The organism is Paenibacillus sp. FW101-FHT12H11, assembly GCF_058790355.1.
The window spans coordinates 89,343-107,657 of the sequence record NZ_JBYTCO010000007.1 but is presented as its reverse complement, the minus strand read 5'-3'; the positions used below and the strand labels follow the sequence as shown (position 1 = coordinate 107,657).

The 18,315-nt window shown below is 35.8% G+C and carries 27 protein-coding genes; 5 read left to right on the top strand and 22 right to left on the bottom strand.

Annotation, left to right across the window (positions count from 1 at the left end):
- Positions 1-3: 3 nt before the first annotated feature.
- From AC3WTJ_RS22900 to AC3WTJ_RS22885, 4 genes are all read right to left on the bottom strand, one after another.
- Complete coding sequence (locus AC3WTJ_RS22900) at positions 4-291, bottom strand: head-tail connector protein (RefSeq protein ID WP_492523799.1); 288 nt, start codon at positions 289-291, stop codon at positions 4-6.
- A gap of 66 nt (positions 292-357) precedes the next feature.
- Positions 358-1,488 carry a phage major capsid protein gene (locus tag AC3WTJ_RS22895; protein ID WP_492523798.1) on the bottom strand — a complete coding sequence of 377 codons (1,131 nt, stop codon included), beginning with the start codon at positions 1,486-1,488 and terminating at the stop codon, positions 358-360.
- A 65-nt stretch (positions 1,489-1,553) separates the two neighbouring features.
- A complete protein-coding gene (locus tag AC3WTJ_RS22890; protein WP_492523797.1) occupies positions 1,554-2,168 on the bottom strand; it encodes an HK97 family phage prohead protease in 615 nt (204 codons plus the stop codon).
- Positions 2,158-2,847, bottom strand: a complete 690-nt coding sequence (locus tag AC3WTJ_RS22885) for a phage portal protein (protein WP_492523796.1) — start codon at positions 2,845-2,847, stop codon at positions 2,158-2,160. The genes AC3WTJ_RS22890 and AC3WTJ_RS22885 overlap by 11 nt, the downstream gene beginning before the upstream one ends.
- Between AC3WTJ_RS22885 and AC3WTJ_RS22880 the strand changes: the two genes are divergently transcribed.
- Positions 2,846-4,069, top strand: a complete 1,224-nt coding sequence (locus AC3WTJ_RS22880; RefSeq protein WP_492523795.1) for a terminase TerL endonuclease subunit — start codon at positions 2,846-2,848, stop codon at positions 4,067-4,069. The genes AC3WTJ_RS22885 and AC3WTJ_RS22880 overlap by 2 nt on opposite strands.
- A 128-nt stretch (positions 4,070-4,197) precedes the next feature.
- Complete coding sequence (locus AC3WTJ_RS22875; protein WP_492524032.1) at positions 4,198-4,653, top strand: phage portal protein; 456 nt, start codon at positions 4,198-4,200, stop codon at positions 4,651-4,653.
- Here the strand turns inward: AC3WTJ_RS22875 and AC3WTJ_RS22870 are convergent.
- The 6 genes from AC3WTJ_RS22870 to AC3WTJ_RS22845 form a co-directional block, all read right to left on the bottom strand.
- The gene (locus AC3WTJ_RS22870; RefSeq protein WP_492523794.1) at positions 4,570-5,097 is read right to left on the bottom strand and encodes a terminase large subunit domain-containing protein; all 528 of its coding nucleotides are present in this window, start codon (positions 5,095-5,097) and stop codon (positions 4,570-4,572) included. The genes AC3WTJ_RS22875 and AC3WTJ_RS22870 overlap by 84 nt on opposite strands.
- Positions 5,094-5,561: a phage terminase small subunit P27 family gene (locus AC3WTJ_RS22865; protein WP_492523793.1), complete on the bottom strand. Its 468-nt coding sequence runs from the start codon at positions 5,559-5,561 to the stop codon at positions 5,094-5,096. The genes AC3WTJ_RS22870 and AC3WTJ_RS22865 overlap by 4 nt, the downstream gene beginning before the upstream one ends.
- A 112-nt stretch (positions 5,562-5,673) precedes the next feature.
- Positions 5,674-5,877 carry an HNH endonuclease gene (locus AC3WTJ_RS22860; protein WP_492524031.1) on the bottom strand — a complete coding sequence of 68 codons (204 nt, stop codon included), beginning with the start codon at positions 5,875-5,877 and terminating at the stop codon, positions 5,674-5,676.
- Positions 5,878-6,074: 197 nt separating this feature from the next.
- Complete coding sequence (locus tag AC3WTJ_RS22855; protein ID WP_492523792.1) at positions 6,075-6,290, bottom strand: hypothetical protein; 216 nt, start codon at positions 6,288-6,290, stop codon at positions 6,075-6,077.
- Positions 6,291-6,352: 62 nt separating this feature from the next.
- Complete coding sequence (locus tag AC3WTJ_RS22850; protein WP_492523791.1) at positions 6,353-6,919, bottom strand: hypothetical protein; 567 nt, start codon at positions 6,917-6,919, stop codon at positions 6,353-6,355.
- Between the two features lie 194 nt (positions 6,920-7,113).
- Complete coding sequence (locus AC3WTJ_RS22845) at positions 7,114-7,323, bottom strand: hypothetical protein (RefSeq protein ID WP_492523790.1); 210 nt, start codon at positions 7,321-7,323, stop codon at positions 7,114-7,116.
- Positions 7,324-7,582: 259 nt separating this feature from the next.
- Between AC3WTJ_RS22845 and AC3WTJ_RS22840 the strand changes: the two genes are divergently transcribed.
- Positions 7,583-8,038: a hypothetical protein gene (locus AC3WTJ_RS22840; RefSeq protein WP_492523789.1), complete on the top strand. Its 456-nt coding sequence runs from the start codon at positions 7,583-7,585 to the stop codon at positions 8,036-8,038.
- Between the two features lie 255 nt (positions 8,039-8,293).
- Here the strand turns inward: AC3WTJ_RS22840 and AC3WTJ_RS22835 are convergent, their stop codons facing one another.
- From AC3WTJ_RS22835 to AC3WTJ_RS22805, 7 genes are all read right to left on the bottom strand, one after another.
- Positions 8,294-8,434: a hypothetical protein gene (locus AC3WTJ_RS22835; protein ID WP_492523788.1), complete on the bottom strand. Its 141-nt coding sequence runs from the start codon at positions 8,432-8,434 to the stop codon at positions 8,294-8,296.
- Between the two features lie 85 nt (positions 8,435-8,519).
- On the bottom strand, positions 8,520-8,831 hold the full coding sequence (locus AC3WTJ_RS22830; RefSeq protein WP_492523787.1) for a hypothetical protein: 312 nt from the start codon (positions 8,829-8,831) through the stop codon (positions 8,520-8,522).
- 46 nt (positions 8,832-8,877) lie between these two features.
- Positions 8,878-9,408, bottom strand: coding sequence for a hypothetical protein (locus AC3WTJ_RS22825; RefSeq protein WP_492523786.1), 531 nt, complete (start codon positions 9,406-9,408; stop codon positions 8,878-8,880).
- A 2-nt stretch (positions 9,409-9,410) separates the two neighbouring features.
- Complete coding sequence (locus AC3WTJ_RS22820; RefSeq protein WP_492523785.1) at positions 9,411-9,698, bottom strand: hypothetical protein; 288 nt, start codon at positions 9,696-9,698, stop codon at positions 9,411-9,413.
- Between the two features lie 381 nt (positions 9,699-10,079).
- Complete coding sequence (locus AC3WTJ_RS22815) at positions 10,080-12,761, bottom strand: hypothetical protein (protein WP_492523784.1); 2,682 nt, start codon at positions 12,759-12,761, stop codon at positions 10,080-10,082.
- A gap of 3 nt (positions 12,762-12,764) precedes the next feature.
- Positions 12,765-13,745 carry a hypothetical protein gene (locus tag AC3WTJ_RS22810; RefSeq protein ID WP_492523783.1) on the bottom strand — a complete coding sequence of 327 codons (981 nt, stop codon included), beginning with the start codon at positions 13,743-13,745 and terminating at the stop codon, positions 12,765-12,767.
- A 302-nt stretch (positions 13,746-14,047) separates the two neighbouring features.
- Positions 14,048-14,215 (bottom strand): DUF5659 domain-containing protein, encoded by a 168-nt coding sequence (locus tag AC3WTJ_RS22805; protein ID WP_492523782.1) that lies wholly within the window; start codon positions 14,213-14,215, stop codon positions 14,048-14,050.
- 482 nt (positions 14,216-14,697) lie between these two features.
- Here AC3WTJ_RS22805 and AC3WTJ_RS22800 point away from each other — a divergent pair, with 482 nt between their 5' ends.
- Positions 14,698-14,925 (top strand): hypothetical protein, encoded by a 228-nt coding sequence (locus tag AC3WTJ_RS22800; protein ID WP_492523781.1) that lies wholly within the window; start codon positions 14,698-14,700, stop codon positions 14,923-14,925.
- A gap of 123 nt (positions 14,926-15,048) precedes the next feature.
- On the opposite strand, the gene AC3WTJ_RS22795 is transcribed toward AC3WTJ_RS22800, so the two are convergent.
- The 3 genes from AC3WTJ_RS22795 to AC3WTJ_RS22785 form a co-directional block, all read right to left on the bottom strand.
- Positions 15,049-15,207 carry a hypothetical protein gene (locus AC3WTJ_RS22795; protein ID WP_492523780.1) on the bottom strand — a complete coding sequence of 53 codons (159 nt, stop codon included), beginning with the start codon at positions 15,205-15,207 and terminating at the stop codon, positions 15,049-15,051.
- On the bottom strand, positions 15,208-15,591 hold the full coding sequence (locus tag AC3WTJ_RS22790) for a type II toxin-antitoxin system PemK/MazF family toxin (protein WP_492523779.1): 384 nt from the start codon (positions 15,589-15,591) through the stop codon (positions 15,208-15,210).
- A 92-nt stretch (positions 15,592-15,683) separates the two neighbouring features.
- Entirely contained in the window at positions 15,684-15,911 is a 228-nt protein-coding gene (locus AC3WTJ_RS22785) for a hypothetical protein (protein ID WP_492523778.1), read from the bottom strand.
- A 130-nt stretch (positions 15,912-16,041) separates the two neighbouring features.
- Between AC3WTJ_RS22785 and AC3WTJ_RS22780 the strand changes: the two genes are divergently transcribed.
- Positions 16,042-16,275: a helix-turn-helix domain-containing protein gene (locus AC3WTJ_RS22780; protein ID WP_492523777.1), complete on the top strand. Its 234-nt coding sequence runs from the start codon at positions 16,042-16,044 to the stop codon at positions 16,273-16,275.
- A gap of 27 nt (positions 16,276-16,302) precedes the next feature.
- On the opposite strand, the gene AC3WTJ_RS22775 is transcribed toward AC3WTJ_RS22780, so the two are convergent.
- Both AC3WTJ_RS22775 and AC3WTJ_RS22770 read right to left on the bottom strand, forming a co-directional pair.
- Positions 16,303-16,995, bottom strand: a complete 693-nt coding sequence (locus tag AC3WTJ_RS22775) for a hypothetical protein (RefSeq protein WP_492523776.1) — start codon at positions 16,993-16,995, stop codon at positions 16,303-16,305.
- 520 nt (positions 16,996-17,515) lie between these two features.
- Positions 17,516-18,175: a hypothetical protein gene (locus AC3WTJ_RS22770; protein WP_492523775.1), complete on the bottom strand. Its 660-nt coding sequence runs from the start codon at positions 18,173-18,175 to the stop codon at positions 17,516-17,518.
- Positions 18,176-18,315 lie beyond the last annotated feature (140 nt).

The following is an 18,315-nucleotide window of genomic DNA, read 5'->3' as shown; positions in this document are numbered from 1 at the left end:
CACCTACAATAAATTGACTGCGTACATATCTAGAATTGTTTTAACTACAACATTGACTTTATCGCGCTCAACTGTATATTGTCTCTGGCTATACATTTCATTACAAAGCACCAAATAAACGATAGCTAAATCTTCCTTTAACTCAACACTCTCTTGTGATAGCCCTGTGTATCCTTTAATGAATACTTTCGCACCAATCATAATTGCGAGTATTAGCGCATCATCATCGTCGTAATCAACACGAAGATAGTCCTTTACTTCTTGTAACGTTAGTTCGCTAACTCGTGCCATATTCACACTTCCTCATAGAAAATAGGATGAGGTATGCAATTCATACCCCACCCTAAATATGCCAAATTACTTGCCTTTATAAGCAACGATTTTTTGTGGTTCAACAATTACAGAATCAACCTCTGCAAATGCTGCTACACCGATTGCGTATTGTGCAGCAAACAACTCTTGTAGTACTTGTACTTGAACGTCATTAGTAACCTTCATGTAAAGGCCAGAGAAGTCACCGTAGAAGATTTCAAGTGCATTCACACCGATTTGTGGCATTGCATCTGAAAGCATTACTTCTTTACCAAGCAACACATAGCTACCGTTCTGAGAAAGGTTAGTGCCCATTAGGAATTGACCAGTAGTTGATTTCAAACCTTGGATGTAACCCAAAGTGTTCGGATGCATAAGCCATTTAGCATTACCCATCAATGCTTGTGGAATTTGCATTTGCAACTTAACAAGTTCAGCAGAATCGATTACCAAAGTAGTTGCTCCAGTTGTTACTTGACCAGCAGCGATTTGAGCAAGACCTTTCAGTTTACCAGCGCCACCCACGCCTTTGATCAACTCATTCTCAAGGAACAAAGCAATGGATTTTGCAATCGCGTTGATGATGTAAGAGGTAGCATCGATTTCCGAGCGATTGATTAAAGATTTACCGATTTTCGCAAGTGTACCGATGATATTGTTCGTAAGCGTTACTTGAGTGAACACTCCTCCAGAAACTGTAAGATCCGTGAACTCAGATGCATATGCAGTTGTGTGTTGGGTGTAATCGTAGATAGGGAATACTAGATCACCTTTCACACGGAAGATCTCAACTTCAGACAAGAGTGGAGAGATATTGATAACTTTATCAATTACACGACTAGCAATAGACTTCGGAATAACCGCACCGTTACTTGCAGCATCGAGAGCACGTTGATCACCTTTAATAAAGTCTAAGAAACGTTTTTCTTCGTTTGCAACTTCTAGTGCACGAACTTCTTCCTCTGTTTGTGTTGGTTTAACTACTTCTTTTTTGTCCAAAGCTCTAATCTCCTCATCCATTTTGATTGTGTTGTCAATTGCTGTAACCTCAGTCTTAATTGCTTCAAGACGTACTGTTTCATCCTGATTAAATGCGCGTGTTTCGGCTTTTGCTGTGTTAAGCAATGTTTCCATTTCTGTTACAAGTGTGTTGCGTTTCTCAATTAGTGCTTTCATCTTTATTTATCTCCTCTGAGCGTCTCTGCGCTAAATTATTTTGGGTAAACAAAAAAGGATACTGATTAGCATCCTCTTTGTTTTAGTTTCAAATATGCGATTTCTTGTTCATGAATCGAGTAGTCGATAGGTTCAAGTTCGCGTTGCTCTTCTTCTGACTTAGTAAAGTCTTCAATTGTAGCAACAAATTGTTCATTTCTACGTTCGTAAATCAACGTCTCTTCGTCTCTTTCCTCAATTGATGTGCCGATATAAGCTGGCATTTTGTCAAGAATTGAGACTTCTAACAAGTCCATTGCTTCGATATATCTGCGTTGAACACCATTAGTTTCTTCCCATCGGTCTGATTTAGCAATGAATCCAAAAGACCACCCTCGTAACTCACCATTTCTGGCCTTCGTAATAACTTCTGGATCAGAAATACTAACTTTTGCTCTCAATCCAATGTTATCTTCGTGTAATTGAAGGCTTCCTTCGCTTGTAGAGCCTAACTTCCTATCTTCCCTATGGTTAAATAACAAATCAACGTTTCTACCGTTAGAAAGTGCCTTCTCGAATGTTTTAGGAACTATTTGTTCGACGAATTTGCCGCGTGGACTAGGGAGCATTCTAGAATCCCGTTGAACAGCATTTACATAGCCTTCAAGTGTCACACCATTATCTCTGACTTCAATTTTCAATTTCCACACCTCCTCCCTTTGATGTTAAATCATCCATGTTGGAAGTTTTGTTTGTATTCGGTGTGTAAATTTCCTTCGTTTTCGGATTAAATAACACATCCTGCAATCCGAGCTTGATAAAATCAAGTCCATATGGAGCATAATTTAATTCATATCGGATCTCATCCCACTGCATGAATCCATTCTTGATGGCAATTTCATATGCCTTAAATAACTTCTCGATGTCACCTTTAAGCATTTCCCGCTTATCAAACTCGAAATAGTACTCATTTTTCTCTAAATCCAACAGTAAGTCTCTATTTAGTGCTGTCTCAAACGCTTTTAAAATAGGAAGAATACATATCTTGATAAAGTTTTTAAACTCATCGTCACCAATTTTCCCCTCTAATAGGCTTACTGGACAACTAAAGAGCTTACAGACTTCAGCAGAGTTTGTGCGCTTATTCTCATTCATTTGCATTTCAACTGATGTTGAAGTAGCCTCTTGGAAGTCTACACCATCATTCAAAACAACGATATTTTCTGTATTGTCGGCGTACAAATTTTTCCAAGCTGTTTTCAATGCTAATAATGCATCGTCACCTAATTTACTCTTTGCCTTAAGGAACCCCTTCTTATTACCACCTGTTTTCAGGAGTATCTTTTCGTACTTCAAGGTTAAGTACGCAACTGTTAACATGTCATTATTCTCTTCGACAATACCTACTCCTGTTGCGCCATCCTTCACTATTCCAAAAACACTTGTAGGTAAGCTCACTTGTAAACTTAGAGAGAGTTTTTATCAGCCACGTACATCAGAATCTGGTAAAAATAACTCCATTCGTCCAACAGTTTTCATTGCAGATGAAGTTGGAAATTTTGCCACTAAAGACAACATCAATGCTATGAGATCAGGTCAAAAGAACGTTACAAATGCAATTCAAATTAATACAACCACTGCATATGCACAAGATAAGTCTGTCATGTTTGAGGAACTGGACTATATTCGTAAAGTTTATAACGGTACATATAAGAATGATCGCATGTTTGCACTACTGTACTACGCTCCAAAGGAACATTTGTTTGATGAGATAGGCTTATATATGTCTAATCCACTTAGAATTGAGGACAACTACAACACGATTCGAGAGGAAAGACAGGAATCTATTGATAAGCCTAGCACCAAAGAAGAGTATCTGACCAAATCAATGAACCATTTTGTCCCTGCAAATAGCGGCGAAGCCTATATTAACATTGATGATTTGGTTAAATGTAAGGTTGATAAAATTAATTGGTCAGGCAGAAATGTGTATGTCGGTTTGGACTTAGCTCTTACTACAGATAACTGCTCATATAGTATGGTTGCTCTCGATGAGAAGACGGGTCATATCTTAGCTGATAGCTATGCATTTATACCTGAAGATCGAATTGAGGACAAAATCAGGACAGAGAAGGAGCCTTATTACGAACATATTAAGTCTGGTAAGTGCTTCAAATGTGGAGATTTAACTGTTTCATACTTGTTTATTGAGCAGATGATATTAAAAATCGAACAGGAACATGATGTTCGTGTTGCTGCTATTGGTTACGATAGATCAAATTGTTTATCGACAGCGCAGAAATTAGAAGCTGCTGGATATTCATTAGTTGAAGTTAAGCAACATTCAAGCCATCTACATCCTCCCACTAAACTATTAGAGGAATATATTCTTGCTAAAAGTTTTGAGTATGAAGAGAACAAATTACTCGAAGTCAACTTTCAGAATGCGAGAGTTACCGAAGATACAACACTTAGGAAATACGTCAACAAGAAAAAATCCAATGGAAAAGTGGACATGGTTGTTAGTCTAATCATAGCCATTTATTTATTACAACAAGAAGAGTTGCTTAATGCGAATTCCTTCTTTGTTCAAACAGTATAGAGAAGGGAGGTTAGGAATTGGGACTAGTCCAAAAATATAAAGATTGGCGAAATTATGAGAAAAGAGCGCAGACTCTAGAGGAATTACTACTTCAAGCTAATGTAGGTGTAGATTCAGTTACCACAGAAATGGCACTTAATATTCCAAGTGTAGCAGGCTGTGTAGAGATTATAAGCAATATTGTAGCTTTAATGCCTATCAATTTGTATAAAACAACTGCTGGTAAAGTCTCATTAGTGGATGATGATCCTAGGGTTGCATTACTTAATGATGATACCAAAGATACTCTTGATGCATTCCAATACAAGAAGGCTTTAGTGGTAGATTATTTACTAAATGGAGCAGGTTATTCGTACATATATAAGGATCGAAATGCAGTAAAGAGTCTACATTACGTAGATAATTCAAATGTTTCGATTACCAAGAACGCTGATCCTATTTTTAAGGATTACGATGTACTTGTAAATGGTACAAGGTATAGAGGATTCGAATTTCTTAAACTAATCCGAAAGACTGAAATGTTTATACATTGCTGGACTAGCTTCAAGTATCTGAGTCATTGCCTTCTTGATCTCACCTGCTAAATCTCGTGTCAGACAGATGGAATAGAACTCACTATACTTATCTTCAGTCAGCATAAATATGATCAGAGTAACAGCCGCTAACCACGATTTAGCATTCTTGCGTGGAATAAACAATGTTATATCACGATATCTGTACTTTGATGGATTAGCCTTGAATTTCCAACCAAATACACTCACAAAAAAGTAGGCTTGGAATCCATGTAACCCACTAATAACAGGTGTACCTATGACATTGTTAATACCCGTTGCAAAGTTAAGCAACGACAATATCCCTTCAACCTTCTCAATCATTTCTTCATCGAAAAAGTAAGGGTAATCACTATCATGCTGCTTATTCAATTCATCTAAAGTTAACCGGCACTGAACAATTACTTCAGGTGTGGTTAATTCCTTACCATTAACTACATCCTCACAGTACTGTAAAGCTTGTTCAAACAACGTCAACGCTTACCACCACCAAGTAGCTTCAACAAAGGATCAGCACTCTTCTGTTCATCATCTAACTTCAGATTTCCTAGTTTAGCGCGTGACTGTGGAGACAGTGACAACTCATTCGTACATCTAAATAAGTCCTTTGTGTATTTATCCTTCGTGGACATTACAGCCTTATCATACATTTTGTCAGGGTCTTTATTAATTGATTTTTCAATCTGCTGTAACCTGTCAATAGCGATGGCGCAACTAGTTAGAATGTAAATATCGAGATTGCCCAATATCCCACTAGCCTTTAATTCATTAACAATGTATTTAAATATTTTCTTTTGTGGGGCAGACAAATAAGAAGGTGGAATGATTTTGTCATCATTTCCACGTAACTTCTCTTCTTCTTCAATTCTTGCTTCAATTTCTTCTTTAGTCTGACTGCAATCAGTCAAAGCTTTAGCAGATTTACATGGACGTGCCATCATCTCCACCTCCTTACTTAATAGTAAAACTTCCATTTTACAGAATTATTTTAAATCGATGTGGCGTGTGCGGTGATAAAAAAACTCAAAAATCCCTCCCTCAAGATAGGGGGGGTTATTTCTGGATATTACTTACAATTTCTATCAATACTTCCATAGGTATATAACCACTATCAGCATATGAATGATGCAAGCTGCACAATGTAATCAGGTTGTCATTATCAAGTCGCTTACTCCATGCCTTAGACAGTGGATGGATATGATGTACACTTGTGTTATCATACGTGTATTGGTTAATTGTATTGTAGAGTTTAAGCATACACACCTGACATAGATGCATATCCCTATCCTTTATCTCACTACGCTTATTCCTCCACGCTGGACTGTCCCTGAACTTACGTATAGCCACACTGTTCTCATTACTCTTATCTACAGTGCGCTCTCTCCTCTTAGGCTTACTGGCACATACATGCTTTACATCGTGGATCTTCCCACAGTAACTACAACTCTTGAACATTACTCAAACTGTGCAACCAATGGAATACTTGAGTGCCTGATACTCCAAAGCCACTTATCAATTTGTTTTATATCTGGATGAGACTTCTTTAGTTCTAACTGTATCTGCTCAGCAACCAAGCCTACACGCTCAGCAATTTCTTTTGGAGTTGCACATCTTGGTCGATCAACACTAATATTTAGTTTGACCAACCTCTCATTTAATGGTGGTAGCATAAATATCTCTCCTTTAATTAAAAAAGACCACCCCAATGAGTGGCCTTAATATCAATATTACTTTATAGTACAATCGTACCACTTTCAGTGTTCGTGCTTAGTGCTAATACTTGATTATTAATAATATTTGCAAACTTAGTTCCTGCAAACATATTTAACGGAAGGATTTTAAATGAGATAACCATAACTTCATTTTCTTTATTCCGATAATTTACGATATAGTAGTACTCAGTCTTCCCTTTTTTCTTCTTAGTCCCAACTCCGCTCATACCACCAATAATGGCTCCAAGTCCCCCAGTCAATAAACCACCGATAACTGCTCGACCAACTACACTTTTGTTGCTTTCAATTACTTCTTGCTCCGTAACTGCCTTAGTCATTACAATTCGCTCTATTGGAAACTCAAATCGTTTGTCTCCAGCTTCAGCTAATATTTTATCATTGCAAGCAAACAAACTAATTGGCAAATGCTGTGAAAGTGGTAGACCTTCCATGTGATTTACATACATCTGCATCTCTGCACCCAACTCTTTACCTCGTAACTTAAGTTTCTTCCTAGCCTTCGCTTGAATAACAAGGATAGCGATACATCCAACAAATATTATTAAGCAAATCAAAAACATAGTCATCCTGAGTTCCCCGTTTCACAATAGTATAATAGTCCCAATTATACCATACATTACGTGACTCGAATATAATGAGTTTCAAGCAGCTTTTAAAAATTAAGGTTTCCAATTCGAAGCCGCACACGACCCCAAATTCCACCACATACCCTTACGATACTCAAATCGCTCCAACAGCTTAATCGTAATAATGTTAACTATCACATACCCTCTTCATAAGGCTGTGGAGCATCATCCCACGACTCATAGTATCCTTTTACCTTATAGAACGCATAAGCAAAAAACTTCTCCCATACTATCTCATGCCATGGATATTTCGCCAATACTTCATCTCCACTAATCTTCAATCCGTAACGATCAAAATAATACTTTGCCACGTACTCAGATGTATCTTTCTGAGTTATACTCATCAATTCACCACCTATAAGAACATTTGTTCTTAGTATATGATAATGGCATAATTTTTATCAATAAATATAAATTGACCTTCTCCAGTAAGTTCCGCCATTATTTTGAACTTTTTGTTACTATTTAGTCAAAATTCGATAAAATAGATTTCCAATTATTTCAATAAAGTTACATTTAAGATTTTTAATTGTATTATTTTGGAATTCGTTATACTATAACTCTCGTAAGCAAATATACCAAATTCTAGGAGGATAATAACGAATGAAGAAGTTTAAGAAAATCACACTAGTTCTAGCAGCGGTATCAGCACTTGCATTTTCAGCACAGAGCGCGTTTGCGCAAGAGAACATTAGAGAGACTGAGCCTAACAATTCCATTGCCAACCCGGATAAAAAAGAGCTTGCCTATCAGTTCACCATGTTAGGAAGACTTGATACAAATCAAGATACAGACTGGTTCAAATTCACTCCGCCTGCTAATACAATTAGTCCTTATTCTATTGCTACAATTACTCTAGCTTCTCCTCCCGGCTATGACTACACACTCTCTATAACAACAAAAACTGGTACATACATCCCAAAAACCTGGTTAATTCAGGATGGAAATGTTCAACAGTTCCAATTTCATACAGAAGCAAATACTGACTACTATTTGAATGTAAACAATTATGGCTATCCTGTTAACCCTAATATTGATTATCAGTTGTCTGTAAATTAATTCCCTCCGACACCGAGTAGAATCGGTGTCTTTTCCTTTTCTCATGACAGTGAACAATACATGAATAAAAATGGAAGCGAAGAAATGGAACCTACTAAAGAGAAGAAGGATTGCGAACTTGCTAAAACGATACTTACGCTCGCGACGGCAGTCATCGGTTTAGTCAACGTACTCATCTCTCTTTACATCACACATTCCACTTCTTGCTTCCACTAAATATTATACAATATTTTTTACAGTAAATTCCACGTCCATTTATTCTTTAGGAGCTAAGCTGAAAATCTTAACTAATATTTCCTTCACTTGTGGTGCTCTATATCCATGTTCGAGCACCGCTTTTTTATAATCTTCCCATAGCTCTGTAATAATTGGATCTAGTATATCTTCTCTTCCCAAAGAAATTGCCTCCTTAATGGTCGTTTACTTCATCTTTTGTAGACAATATCTTCGGAAAGTATACCTGTTATGTATGTATTAGTCCCTACATGTTAAAAGAGCCATCTTCAATAATAGCTCCAGTTACCTCAAGGGAGTCTCCTACATTCATATAAATATTCCAACCAATTTCTTTATTTCCGCCTGAATAAATCTTATCTTCAAAAATCTTACCATTGCGAAACACTGTAAGTGTCACTTGATACCCATTGTCCTGATCTAACACGATAAGCAGCGGAATGTTGAAATCGGCATTTGAAATGCACTCTAATTCATCATACGTAAGGTTGGGATTCTCCAAGTGAGCTTTTAAGCAACTGATTTTCATTGAAATGACATCTAGCGCATCTACATTCATCTTGCTTTGTTCCTCCATAATTTCAATTGTCCCATCCGCATGCACTTTATACAACATAAGTCCAAGTTTTATTACTCAATAAAACACGAATCGTATTTGTAGTCACACCATATTCAATTGCGGAAAATTTTATGTACTCCGATCGATTATCAGCACTCAAAGCTCCAAGTCTAATGTCTTTCACATTTTCCTCGGTTAGTTTATTTCGAATCTTTGCTCTATGTACTTTGGAGTCTAAAGGTTCAAGGTTATCTGGATGATTCTCTAGTCTATTCTTACTCTCATGGTGACAATCTTCGAAATCCCAGCTCTGAATTTTACAAGCCAAAACAATACGATGTTGTGATCTGTAAAAAGGCTTATTTGCATCATCCATCATAGCTGTTTGGTAATATCCAGTTTCTAAATTTTTTGTAGGTTTTAAATTACGTTTTGCGATACAAGACCAGATGTCTCCAGTCTCTTTGTGTACATAGTAGTTACTAAATGTTCTTACTACACCATTCTCACTCTTAAAATCAGGTACAGTCCAATACTCATTCAAATTTTCTGGTAACTCAACACTGTTCCAACGCATTCTTATTCAACCCCCATATACCCTTTTACATATTCGTTTCTTGGATATAAGAGGTCATGAATAATGTGCTCATCAATATTATCCTCACCAGAAAATCTATCAACCACTTCCTGCATAACATCAATGTCTTGCACATTCAGAATTTCTAGTAGAATAATAATAGTCTGATTCATAATTTCTAACGCAGAAGATCTTTCAATTTTAGAATCATCTTCAATATTGCCGTAGTTATTTAGAAATGCAATTTCAATTTCCCGTTCAATATCTTCAATCGTTACTTGTTTATTCATATATCTTACCTCATCTATTTTTGACAAGCGTCACACCTCGTCTTCTCTCCTCACTGTCAAACAACAGATGGTCATCTCACACCACCTAGATTCCCTGTCAAACTTATATTAGACTTGCTTTCAACCCGCTTTTTGTATATAGTGTAAATTGAGGATATCTATATCCAAATTGTTTAAAAAAATATTTGACCAAACCAGATATCTATGATAATATATCAATATAGGATATCAATGTTCGGATTTTACAAAAAGAGAAGCAACATTCCTACTTTTGAGACTACTAAATATTACTCCCTTAAAAGACTCTTAACGCAAACAAGCCAAGTCTAATAAACCTTGATATTAAAGGGTTTATTGAGCTTGGCTTTTTATAACTCAGCGTCATTTTGCTATAGATAATCTTGTCTTACTGTTCATATATTTCATCTGTCTTTTCGCATGGTTTTCCCTCTTTACCTTGTCTAGACACTCTAAACATTTGTCCTGTCTCTGCTTCGTTTTAACAAATTCAGTGGTACACGTCACACAGAAATGAAGATTTTTCTTCTCGATTGCTTGATTCCTTTTAATATTTTCCACGATGATATCCCCGAATGAACTCCACAATGTACATTTATAGTCCGAGTCTTTTTCCTTATACAAATAGTAAATCAGCATATCTACAACCTCATGAATTTCAAATGACTCACCATGAATCGGTTTCAGCAACTCCTCGCGGATCTCCATGTATTCAAATAAATAATCACCTGAAGAATCCTTGTCATTTGCTTGCATACTCATAGTCCACTTCTTCAAATCCAACTTTTTGTACTTTACAAGAACAGTAGGACTAATACTTTCAATTTCATTATTCCGCATCAACATACGATAATCAAATTCTCCAACTACATTAAAAAAGTGAATGCGTTTATTTGGAATATGCTTTGCCAGTCTATTCATAGTACTGGGATTCTCATTCGATTTTACTTCTTTTTTTAATTTATCCTTCGCATATCTAAATAGATGAGGTAACTTCCCTGTTGTAGCTGCTTTAATTTCGTCTTTAACATGCTGTGGAGGTGTGACTCTAAAAAGGGTCTTGGCGTAATCTATTTCAAAGTTGTTGATCATAGTAAGATACTTCAAAACATTTAAGTTTATATTCTCGTTATCCCAGACGCGAGCTACATCATTTGAAATTATCCCGATATTTGCTTTAAACGCATCTTGCAGGCCTTGAAATATGCTCTCATTAGTTATCTTCACAACTTCAGCCTTTTTCATTTTGTAGTGCAGTGGTACGACACCCTTCATATGTGTCTCAGCGCAACTGACGAGAGCCGGTTCATTAACACAAGCTAGTTGGTCGCCATCCCAATCCAGCATTAAAAGTTTAGGAAGCATTGACTTATGGCTCAGGTAGACGTTTCCACCCAATAACCATTTCTCCAACAATTCCGTTTTCCTATTTCTGACCAAACCATGTTCGCGGTAGAGTGATGGTGACCGGAGAATATCTAGTTTCTCATTCTCAGTAAAGTACTTGCAATACACTTCGTTCTCATCTAATAAGCCCTTAACCTTACTTTTCTTTACCCCACCAATAAGCCAGGAACAATATGCCCACCAATCAGGACACACAAACACATATCGACCTGATACCTCAATTTTACCTTCACGAGCATTATTCACCATCGATTTCTTTGTTTCTTTGACGATCTCTTGAGAGTAAGCGTCAGCTAATAATGAGGGCATCAACTCTAAAGCTTGTTGATAGTAATTTTTTCGTTCATTGGCACTAACCCCAAGCACCTTAAACATAGTATCTTTATCTCTGCCTAATAATTTGATGTCTTTAACTGTTCGTTCACATAGAATTTCAATTTGTTTCTTTTCAATTTTATCAAGGGACTGAAGCATCTGGTACCCAAGCTCAACTGTATCTTTAGCTTCACATTCAACTTGAACAATAGCAGCATGACATTTATTATCTTTAAATGCCTTCTTAAATTCATCCCAAGAATCATAATATCCACCCATTTTAAACATTGACTTACAAAGTATCATCTGTATATTTTCAGCGATAATATCGCGTTCTACACCATCTATATCTACGACTTTCGTTTTGTTATGATCAATTGCCCACTGTCTGAAATTGAAGGGAGAAACGTATCCCTTCGTGTAGGGCATCCTGAACTGGAACCCCTTCTCACTGACTTCGGGCAAACACATTCCTGCCCCATCAGTTGGAGTCATACTTATTGGTATAACCTTACGAGTAATATCAAATGTTTTATAATCGATATACTCAACGTCAGACATAATATCAAATTCAAAATCTGGACATACAATCACGCGGTCAATATCAAAGTTCCACCAACGAGTACTTGCGGTCATTTGTAATGATTTATAGGCCAGTAACTTATTAACATTGGCTGTAATATCATCTTCGTTTAATCCACACATCAATGTTTTTCCATATTTATTCCACAGTTTAGTTTGAACGAAAACCATCTTTTTGTCCCTGATTTGCCCAGCAGATGAGGAATAGTATTGATAAAACTTTCCTCTGAAAACAAATCCGTCTTTGATGATTTGTCTTGAAACTTCCGCGTAATATTGCTCAACAATAATAACTGTATCGGTAAATGTATTCTCTTTTATTTTAAATGTGCGAGTCAACTCAGAGTCAAAAACACTGATTACGACTTTCTTCTTAAATTTTCGTTCAGATGTTTCTTGTCCATTGGAATCTTTAACTGGATAAGTCACTGCATCTTCCCGTAATTGACGTACGTATGTATTCTTATTGAACTCTGGAAACAGGTGCTCCTTTTTATACTTTTTGATTCTACGATTGATTTCTTTCTTCTGCTTCTTCAGTTCAGCAGTAACCTTCTCTCTGACTCCATTTTCAATTTGCTTCTCTTCCTTCTCGATTTCGGCAGAGATAAATTTACGCTGAAGGTAAAGTTCCGATAATTTTTTACCAATTTCGTGTTCAGAATCAGTGTAAAAGGCCGAACTATCTACAGACAAAATTCTAATTTGCTTATTGAGACTTCCTTTAACGTTCATTTTCATGTATTAAATAGCCTCCGCATCATCTTCACGAGTGTCTTCTAAATACTGTTGTTCCCACTGCTCAAAGTCATAAGGAAGTTCGATATTATCCTTCATTGCTTCAACTGCTCTGTCCAATTTATAAATAAAAGTAGTCGCTACATTCTCGTCCTTCGCCAATCGATAATAGAAATAATCATCGTATTCCAACTCTTCAAAAGCACCACTATATGGATTACGTTTACCCCAATTTGAATCACGGAGATGTTCCTTCAGTTCTTTAACCGTCAAGTCATCACCCCAATGTGTGTTAGACTTGACGAGCTCTGTGTCCTTCCTAAACTTTTCTTTCTTAACTGCTTTACTCTCAACATGCTTAATGTAATTTCTCTTTAAATCCTCGGTTATGTATTTAGAACTAATGTATGTATTCTCATCCTGTCTCGGACTGCCTTCGTGTCTGTCTCCACTAAATCGATAAATGAGTTTACCGTCCATCTCGTTAACGATTTCCTGTATCACTGACACTGAATGATTCTTACTACTATTGAAGTAATTACACTTATCTGAAATGATGGAATAGCTTAATCTGTTACCACGTTGATATCTATTTGCATCGGCATAAATATAAAACTTTAACTTTGCTTTAGTTAAGTCTTCCTTTAATAACTCATCTAAGATAGAGCTATCTACGCCGCTATAGTCTTCTTTTAAATTGACGATTGCTCCAGTAATCAAATCGTCGTACTCTGTAAGTTCAGTAACATTTGATTGGATATATTGCTTCTGTTCCAGCGAAACAAGTATCTCCCTAATGTGAACTTTATTCCTCCGGTCTCGGCCACTCTGAAATTTGAACACTGAACTAATTAAATCAATGCTAGTAACAAATATTGAATCTGCGTTATGATACTTATGTAACCAAGCAAATACAATCGTCTCATCTGGTGACAACTTCCTCTCACCCTCAATAAATAAAGCAACGTTTGGAATCCTAATAATCATGTATAATGAATAACCTCTTTCTGAATTTTAAATTTAAATATTAGACAATAAATAATCCTGTTCAAGGCTGGTTTTGACCTTCGAGCGATAGCGACCAATTCTGTCACTTTACCCTTTGGCTATTAAAGTATTAATTTATTTAAATCTTTCTATAAAGATACTGTCTTGGTGCCACAGGCTAGAAAGCGTCCAAGATGTTGCTATAATGTTGGACGGAAACGTCCATGATTTTAAATAATGTAGCCCGAAAACGTCCATGATTATTTTCAGATAAATAATGTTGGACGAAAGCGTCCAAGATGTTACTTTTTGCTGATAGCTTCCATTAGTTGTTGCAATCTAGATGTGTTAACGAATTTAAATACAATCTTGTTTGGATCATCCAGCTTCCGAGTTGTTTGGATGTACATGACTCCATTAAACATGAGCCATCCTGCCATACGAGCAGAATGAACAGTTACAATATCCATTTGATGTTCCTTTCCTAATGAAATTTAACTTTTATAAGATTTTTCTTTACAGATGTTAAGTACGATGGTATTCTAATAAAAGAAAAGTTTTATAAACATTCAATTCCTCAGTCGCAATGAGGAACTAAGAATATAAAGTTGTCAAAGAACAGGAAACAAAGCCTCCTTTCAATTAAATAAATTGAGTATTCTAAAACAGACACAGCGAAATATGCTGAGTCATTTTGTGTTTCAAGGACTCCTCCCACTAACATCTTCACACGAGATTGAAAATCCGTCAACAACTATTTTTTCTTCCCCCAATATCATTGAATTCTTCTCTGTTTCTTTTAATAATAGATTTAACGGTATCTATAGAATTTCATAGTAAATAGATTGCATTAGAATCCCCAATCTAAATTTGGTCGTAATATAATGTTTGATTTAGGGCACGATATAGGCTATATTTACCTCTTACGATTAACTGAAAAGGTGGAGCGACAATGACTTTCAAAGCTGGTCAAGTAATAGTTACAGATAATGATTTTGAACAAGCAATCAAAGAAAAAGTAGAAGTCGTTGTTTATCAAGGAAAGATTCGAATGAGACCTGTTACAACTTTGGCCGAATACAATGAAGAAAGTTGTAAGCTTTCTGATGGTACTAGACTTTTTAGAAGTACAAATGTAGTTCGTACTCTGAATGAGGAAGAACTGAGTCAAAAAGCTTAGAAACTGGGAGAGTTTATTCTCTCCTTTTGAAATGCGGATTTATTTGTTATTTTGAAACTTCATGAATCTTCGTCGTTAATAAATGGTGTTCCATCGTAGGCTTCGTACAATTGGGCATCCCTCCTATCTCACTAACATAAAACGCCACTTACCAATTTGTAATCTCCCCAAGCGCTCAACTTGGTCAATGATTGACTTACATTGATCAATAAGGCCAATCTCCTCCAGAAACTTCTTAAATGCCTCTTTAGTGAAAACACCCTTGCTAATCACTGCAAACATTTACGCCCATCTCCTTTGCTGTGTTCTCTTGCCTTTGATACTAATGTCAATCGCATTATCAACTTGTTCTAGAATTTCGTCATCGACTTCCGTTAACTTCTGGAAGCAGCGCCATTTGTCTACGGTCTTGATAGACTCTAATCCAATGAAAGAGTCTTTCATAAGGCCATACTTCTTAGAATCAAGTTTGACGTGCGTAGGCATACGCTTCTTCGTCTGACTAGATGAAATAGTTGCAACAATTACCGTTTGGCTAAAACGATTACCTGTGTCATTTTGTAGGATCAGGCATGGATAATTTTTCCCACCTTGCTCCGATCCATATACTCCAGAATGAAGGTCCACCATCCAGATATCCCCGCGATAGAATAATTGTTGTTCCATTTTCATCACCTTTTAAATTAGAATTTATTTACCCCTACGCTTTCCTTTAAAGGAAAACGTTTCGCTGGAATTTCATCAGCTCATCAGGAGGCTTAAACTAGTTCGAGTCTTAGGTTGTCGTAGTGCCAAACATGGCTATGTATAAGTTCAATTTTACCGCTAAAAGTTTCCCAGAATCCTTTTACGTCTTCTTCGCCATATTCGTCTCTGACACATTCATAAGCTGCTATATGCTCATGTTCAATCTCACCAGTGTAGATATCAATTTGTGCAGTGTCTTGAAGCAACTTGAGTAAACCTACTTTAGTTTTCTCGAACATTTTTTATCGCTCCTTTATTATGCTCTTTCTGTAATTTCAATATACAATACTCAATATTCAATGTCAATAAAATATTTGATTCTGTATACTGAATTCTGTATAGTTATTATTAGGGAGAGGGGGTAGATGAGTGTTGTTAGAAGTAAAACCTCGTTTACTTGAATTACTAAAGGAACGTGATATAACTCAAAAATATTTAGCTGAAAAGGCAAGAGTTCCGCAACCTGCAATTTCTAGATTTGACAATCAAAAACAGCATTCAGATTTACACCTGTTCTCGATAGCAAAAGCATTAAATATAAATGTTGAAGAGTTATTTAAGGTTAGTGAAATACCAGACGACGAAGAAAAGACACCCGAGTGATCAGGTGTCTTCTTCGCGTATTAATCACTAAAACCTGTTTACATAATTGCATTTACACGCACCACAATCACATTCAATCCACTTACATACATTACATATAAGATGAGATTCTGTAGATAGTCTATTCGAACATCTGAAGCATTTTGCTGTTCTAGAATTATGTATGAGTGATTTTTGAACTACCAGTAATTGCTCTTTTCTTAGTCGAGCAGACTCCTTGATAATCCTATCTCTTTCTCTGAGCTCATCTTCTTTTAGTTCAAGTGCTTGCATTTTTTCATTATAATGATTCGCAATCGTTAATAGTTTTTCATAAGAAAGAGTATCACTGTAAATAAAGTGTAATGTAAAACCTCTTCGCCAACTTACAATACCCTGAGAATTATCTAGCCTGTATTTTTCAGACTTATCTAAATCGCCTATAAAGTTACCTAATCGATTATTTTGAACCACAGTCTGGGAGAAAGATAGTTCGTCACCAACTTTATTCAGAGATGTATTTAGAACAGCCTCCATTTTCCCCAAGCTGATACTATATTTGTTTTGACACTCTAAACAAATACCTTTCGAATGTTTGCAAACCTCACACGTATATGAAAAACTTTCATCAACTGGAGGCGAATTGTCATTTCCAATTCCGTATTTACTATAAATTTCTTTCAAAGCATCAGCTACTGATCGATCAATGATTTTCTTTATTCTTTCATTTACATCGTCCAAAGATATTTCCCACTCTCATGTAGCAATAAATAAGATAGTCCATTTCAAGTTTATCTTACATGTAGAGATCGTTAAAGAGCAAATAAAATTTTAACTAAGTTCAATGAAAAAGCACCCGAGTAATTTCGTAATTTCAGGTGCTTTTCTTATTATTTTGATATGGACTCTAATTTCTTTTCGTATACAGCTTTTGTCGCATGTATTGCGAATTTAAATACTTTTTCAATGCTTCTCATTCCATACTTATTTAATTCATCATAGAATATTCTTCGTAGAATATCTTGGTATTCATCTATAGCTCGATCTAATAACACTAAATCGTACTTACCAAGGATAAAGAAAAAATGAGTGTTCATTCTCACTATGAGAATTGAATCCAAGTATCTTAAGTCAATTTTGAGTGCATCGCACAATTTGTTAAACACCGTATCTATACTGGTCATTAACTTGATCATCCCTTGCTCTTATTTCTATTTAAGTATGGGAAAGAAGCCGTGAGTATAAACCTCTACGGCTCTTTTTATCTAATCTCTATATAGGATATACTCTGATTTTTTACTAAAATCTCATTTGTGCCCTCTTCAGGTTTTACAATATAATCATTCTTGTTCGTTATATTCAGTAAATCTCCTGTAAGCATTTCACCACTTAAAAGTTTGATTGAAATCTTATAATCATTTCGGAAAATATAACGGACGGTGGCTTCAGCAATATCTCTAGATGCGTAGTAGAATGAATATAGAAACAAGAGAGTTGGAAGCAACATTATTATTGCCAAAAAAATGGAGGAAACTTTAATTCCATCAGTACTTACTATGTCAGAGCCAGCCAAAAACGTTAATAAACCAAATCCCATAACTGCTGAAATTGCAATGATATAAATACTAACAAAATATAAATATTTAGTGTATTTTGTGTTATTGGATTTACTAATTGAGTAACTAATCAATATTGCAATTAAAAAGGGAACTAGTAAAATACATACTGTAAACAAATAACCATGATTCTTTATTATATAAAAGTAACCAATGATCAGTAATGCTCCGAAAATTAAAAATAAATTCTGCCCGATATATCGTCTAAGTCGTATTGCATTATGAACTTTTTCAATTAAACTGATATTCTGTTCAGTTAATGATGATACTGCCTTAGTAGAAGCAGTGATAAGTGATTTATCCAAAACACACTTTCCCTTCTGTTTATTAATTCTTTTCTCATCATACTAGTAATTGGAAGTTTGAACAATCATTTATTGTAAAAAAAGGCTCACACTGGAGCCTTCATATGAACCATTAATGGAGTCAATCTATTGTCTCCTAT

What these genes read in the sequence shown, in the direction of transcription:
- AC3WTJ_RS22860 (WP_492524031.1), bottom strand. Translation starts at nt 5,877, where the DNA reads ATGCTTAAACTCTACAATACAATTAACCAATACACGTATGATAACACA.
- AC3WTJ_RS22875 (WP_492524032.1), top strand. Translation starts at nt 4,198, where the DNA reads ATGGCACTTAATATTCCAAGTGTAGCAGGCTGTGTAGAGATTATAAGC.
- AC3WTJ_RS22800 (WP_492523781.1), top strand. Translation starts at nt 14,698, where the DNA reads ATGACTTTCAAAGCTGGTCAAGTAATAGTTACAGATAATGATTTTGAA.
- AC3WTJ_RS22790 (WP_492523779.1), bottom strand. Translation starts at nt 15,591, where the DNA reads ATGGAACAACAATTATTCTATCGCGGGGATATCTGGATGGTGGACCTT.
- AC3WTJ_RS22900 (WP_492523799.1), bottom strand. Translation starts at nt 291, where the DNA reads ATGGCACGAGTTAGCGAACTAACGTTACAAGAAGTAAAGGACTATCTT.
- AC3WTJ_RS22885 (WP_492523796.1), bottom strand. Translation starts at nt 2,847, where the DNA reads ATGTTAACAGTTGCGTACTTAACCTTGAAGTACGAAAAGATACTCCTG.
- AC3WTJ_RS22820 (WP_492523785.1), bottom strand. Translation starts at nt 9,698, where the DNA reads ATGAATAAACAAGTAACGATTGAAGATATTGAACGGGAAATTGAAATT.
- AC3WTJ_RS22865 (WP_492523793.1), bottom strand. Translation starts at nt 5,561, where the DNA reads ATGATGGCACGTCCATGTAAATCTGCTAAAGCTTTGACTGATTGCAGT.
- AC3WTJ_RS22815 (WP_492523784.1), bottom strand. Translation starts at nt 12,761, where the DNA reads ATGAAAATGAACGTTAAAGGAAGTCTCAATAAGCAAATTAGAATTTTG.
- AC3WTJ_RS22845 (WP_492523790.1), bottom strand. Translation starts at nt 7,323, where the DNA reads ATGAGTATAACTCAGAAAGATACATCTGAGTACGTGGCAAAGTATTAT.
- AC3WTJ_RS22810 (WP_492523783.1), bottom strand. Translation starts at nt 13,745, where the DNA reads ATGATTATTAGGATTCCAAACGTTGCTTTATTTATTGAGGGTGAGAGG.
- AC3WTJ_RS22880 (WP_492523795.1), top strand. Translation starts at nt 2,846, where the DNA reads ATGTCATTATTCTCTTCGACAATACCTACTCCTGTTGCGCCATCCTTC.
- AC3WTJ_RS22795 (WP_492523780.1), bottom strand. Translation starts at nt 15,207, where the DNA reads ATGTTTGCAGTGATTAGCAAGGGTGTTTTCACTAAAGAGGCATTTAAG.
- AC3WTJ_RS22895 (WP_492523798.1), bottom strand. Translation starts at nt 1,488, where the DNA reads ATGAAAGCACTAATTGAGAAACGCAACACACTTGTAACAGAAATGGAA.
- AC3WTJ_RS22785 (WP_492523778.1), bottom strand. Translation starts at nt 15,911, where the DNA reads ATGTTCGAGAAAACTAAAGTAGGTTTACTCAAGTTGCTTCAAGACACT.
- AC3WTJ_RS22855 (WP_492523792.1), bottom strand. Translation starts at nt 6,290, where the DNA reads ATGCTACCACCATTAAATGAGAGGTTGGTCAAACTAAATATTAGTGTT.
- AC3WTJ_RS22850 (WP_492523791.1), bottom strand. Translation starts at nt 6,919, where the DNA reads ATGACTATGTTTTTGATTTGCTTAATAATATTTGTTGGATGTATCGCT.
- AC3WTJ_RS22840 (WP_492523789.1), top strand. Translation starts at nt 7,583, where the DNA reads ATGAAGAAGTTTAAGAAAATCACACTAGTTCTAGCAGCGGTATCAGCA.
- AC3WTJ_RS22830 (WP_492523787.1), bottom strand. Translation starts at nt 8,831, where the DNA reads ATGAATGTAGATGCGCTAGATGTCATTTCAATGAAAATCAGTTGCTTA.
- AC3WTJ_RS22825 (WP_492523786.1), bottom strand. Translation starts at nt 9,408, where the DNA reads ATGCGTTGGAACAGTGTTGAGTTACCAGAAAATTTGAATGAGTATTGG.
- AC3WTJ_RS22805 (WP_492523782.1), bottom strand. Translation starts at nt 14,215, where the DNA reads ATGGATATTGTAACTGTTCATTCTGCTCGTATGGCAGGATGGCTCATG.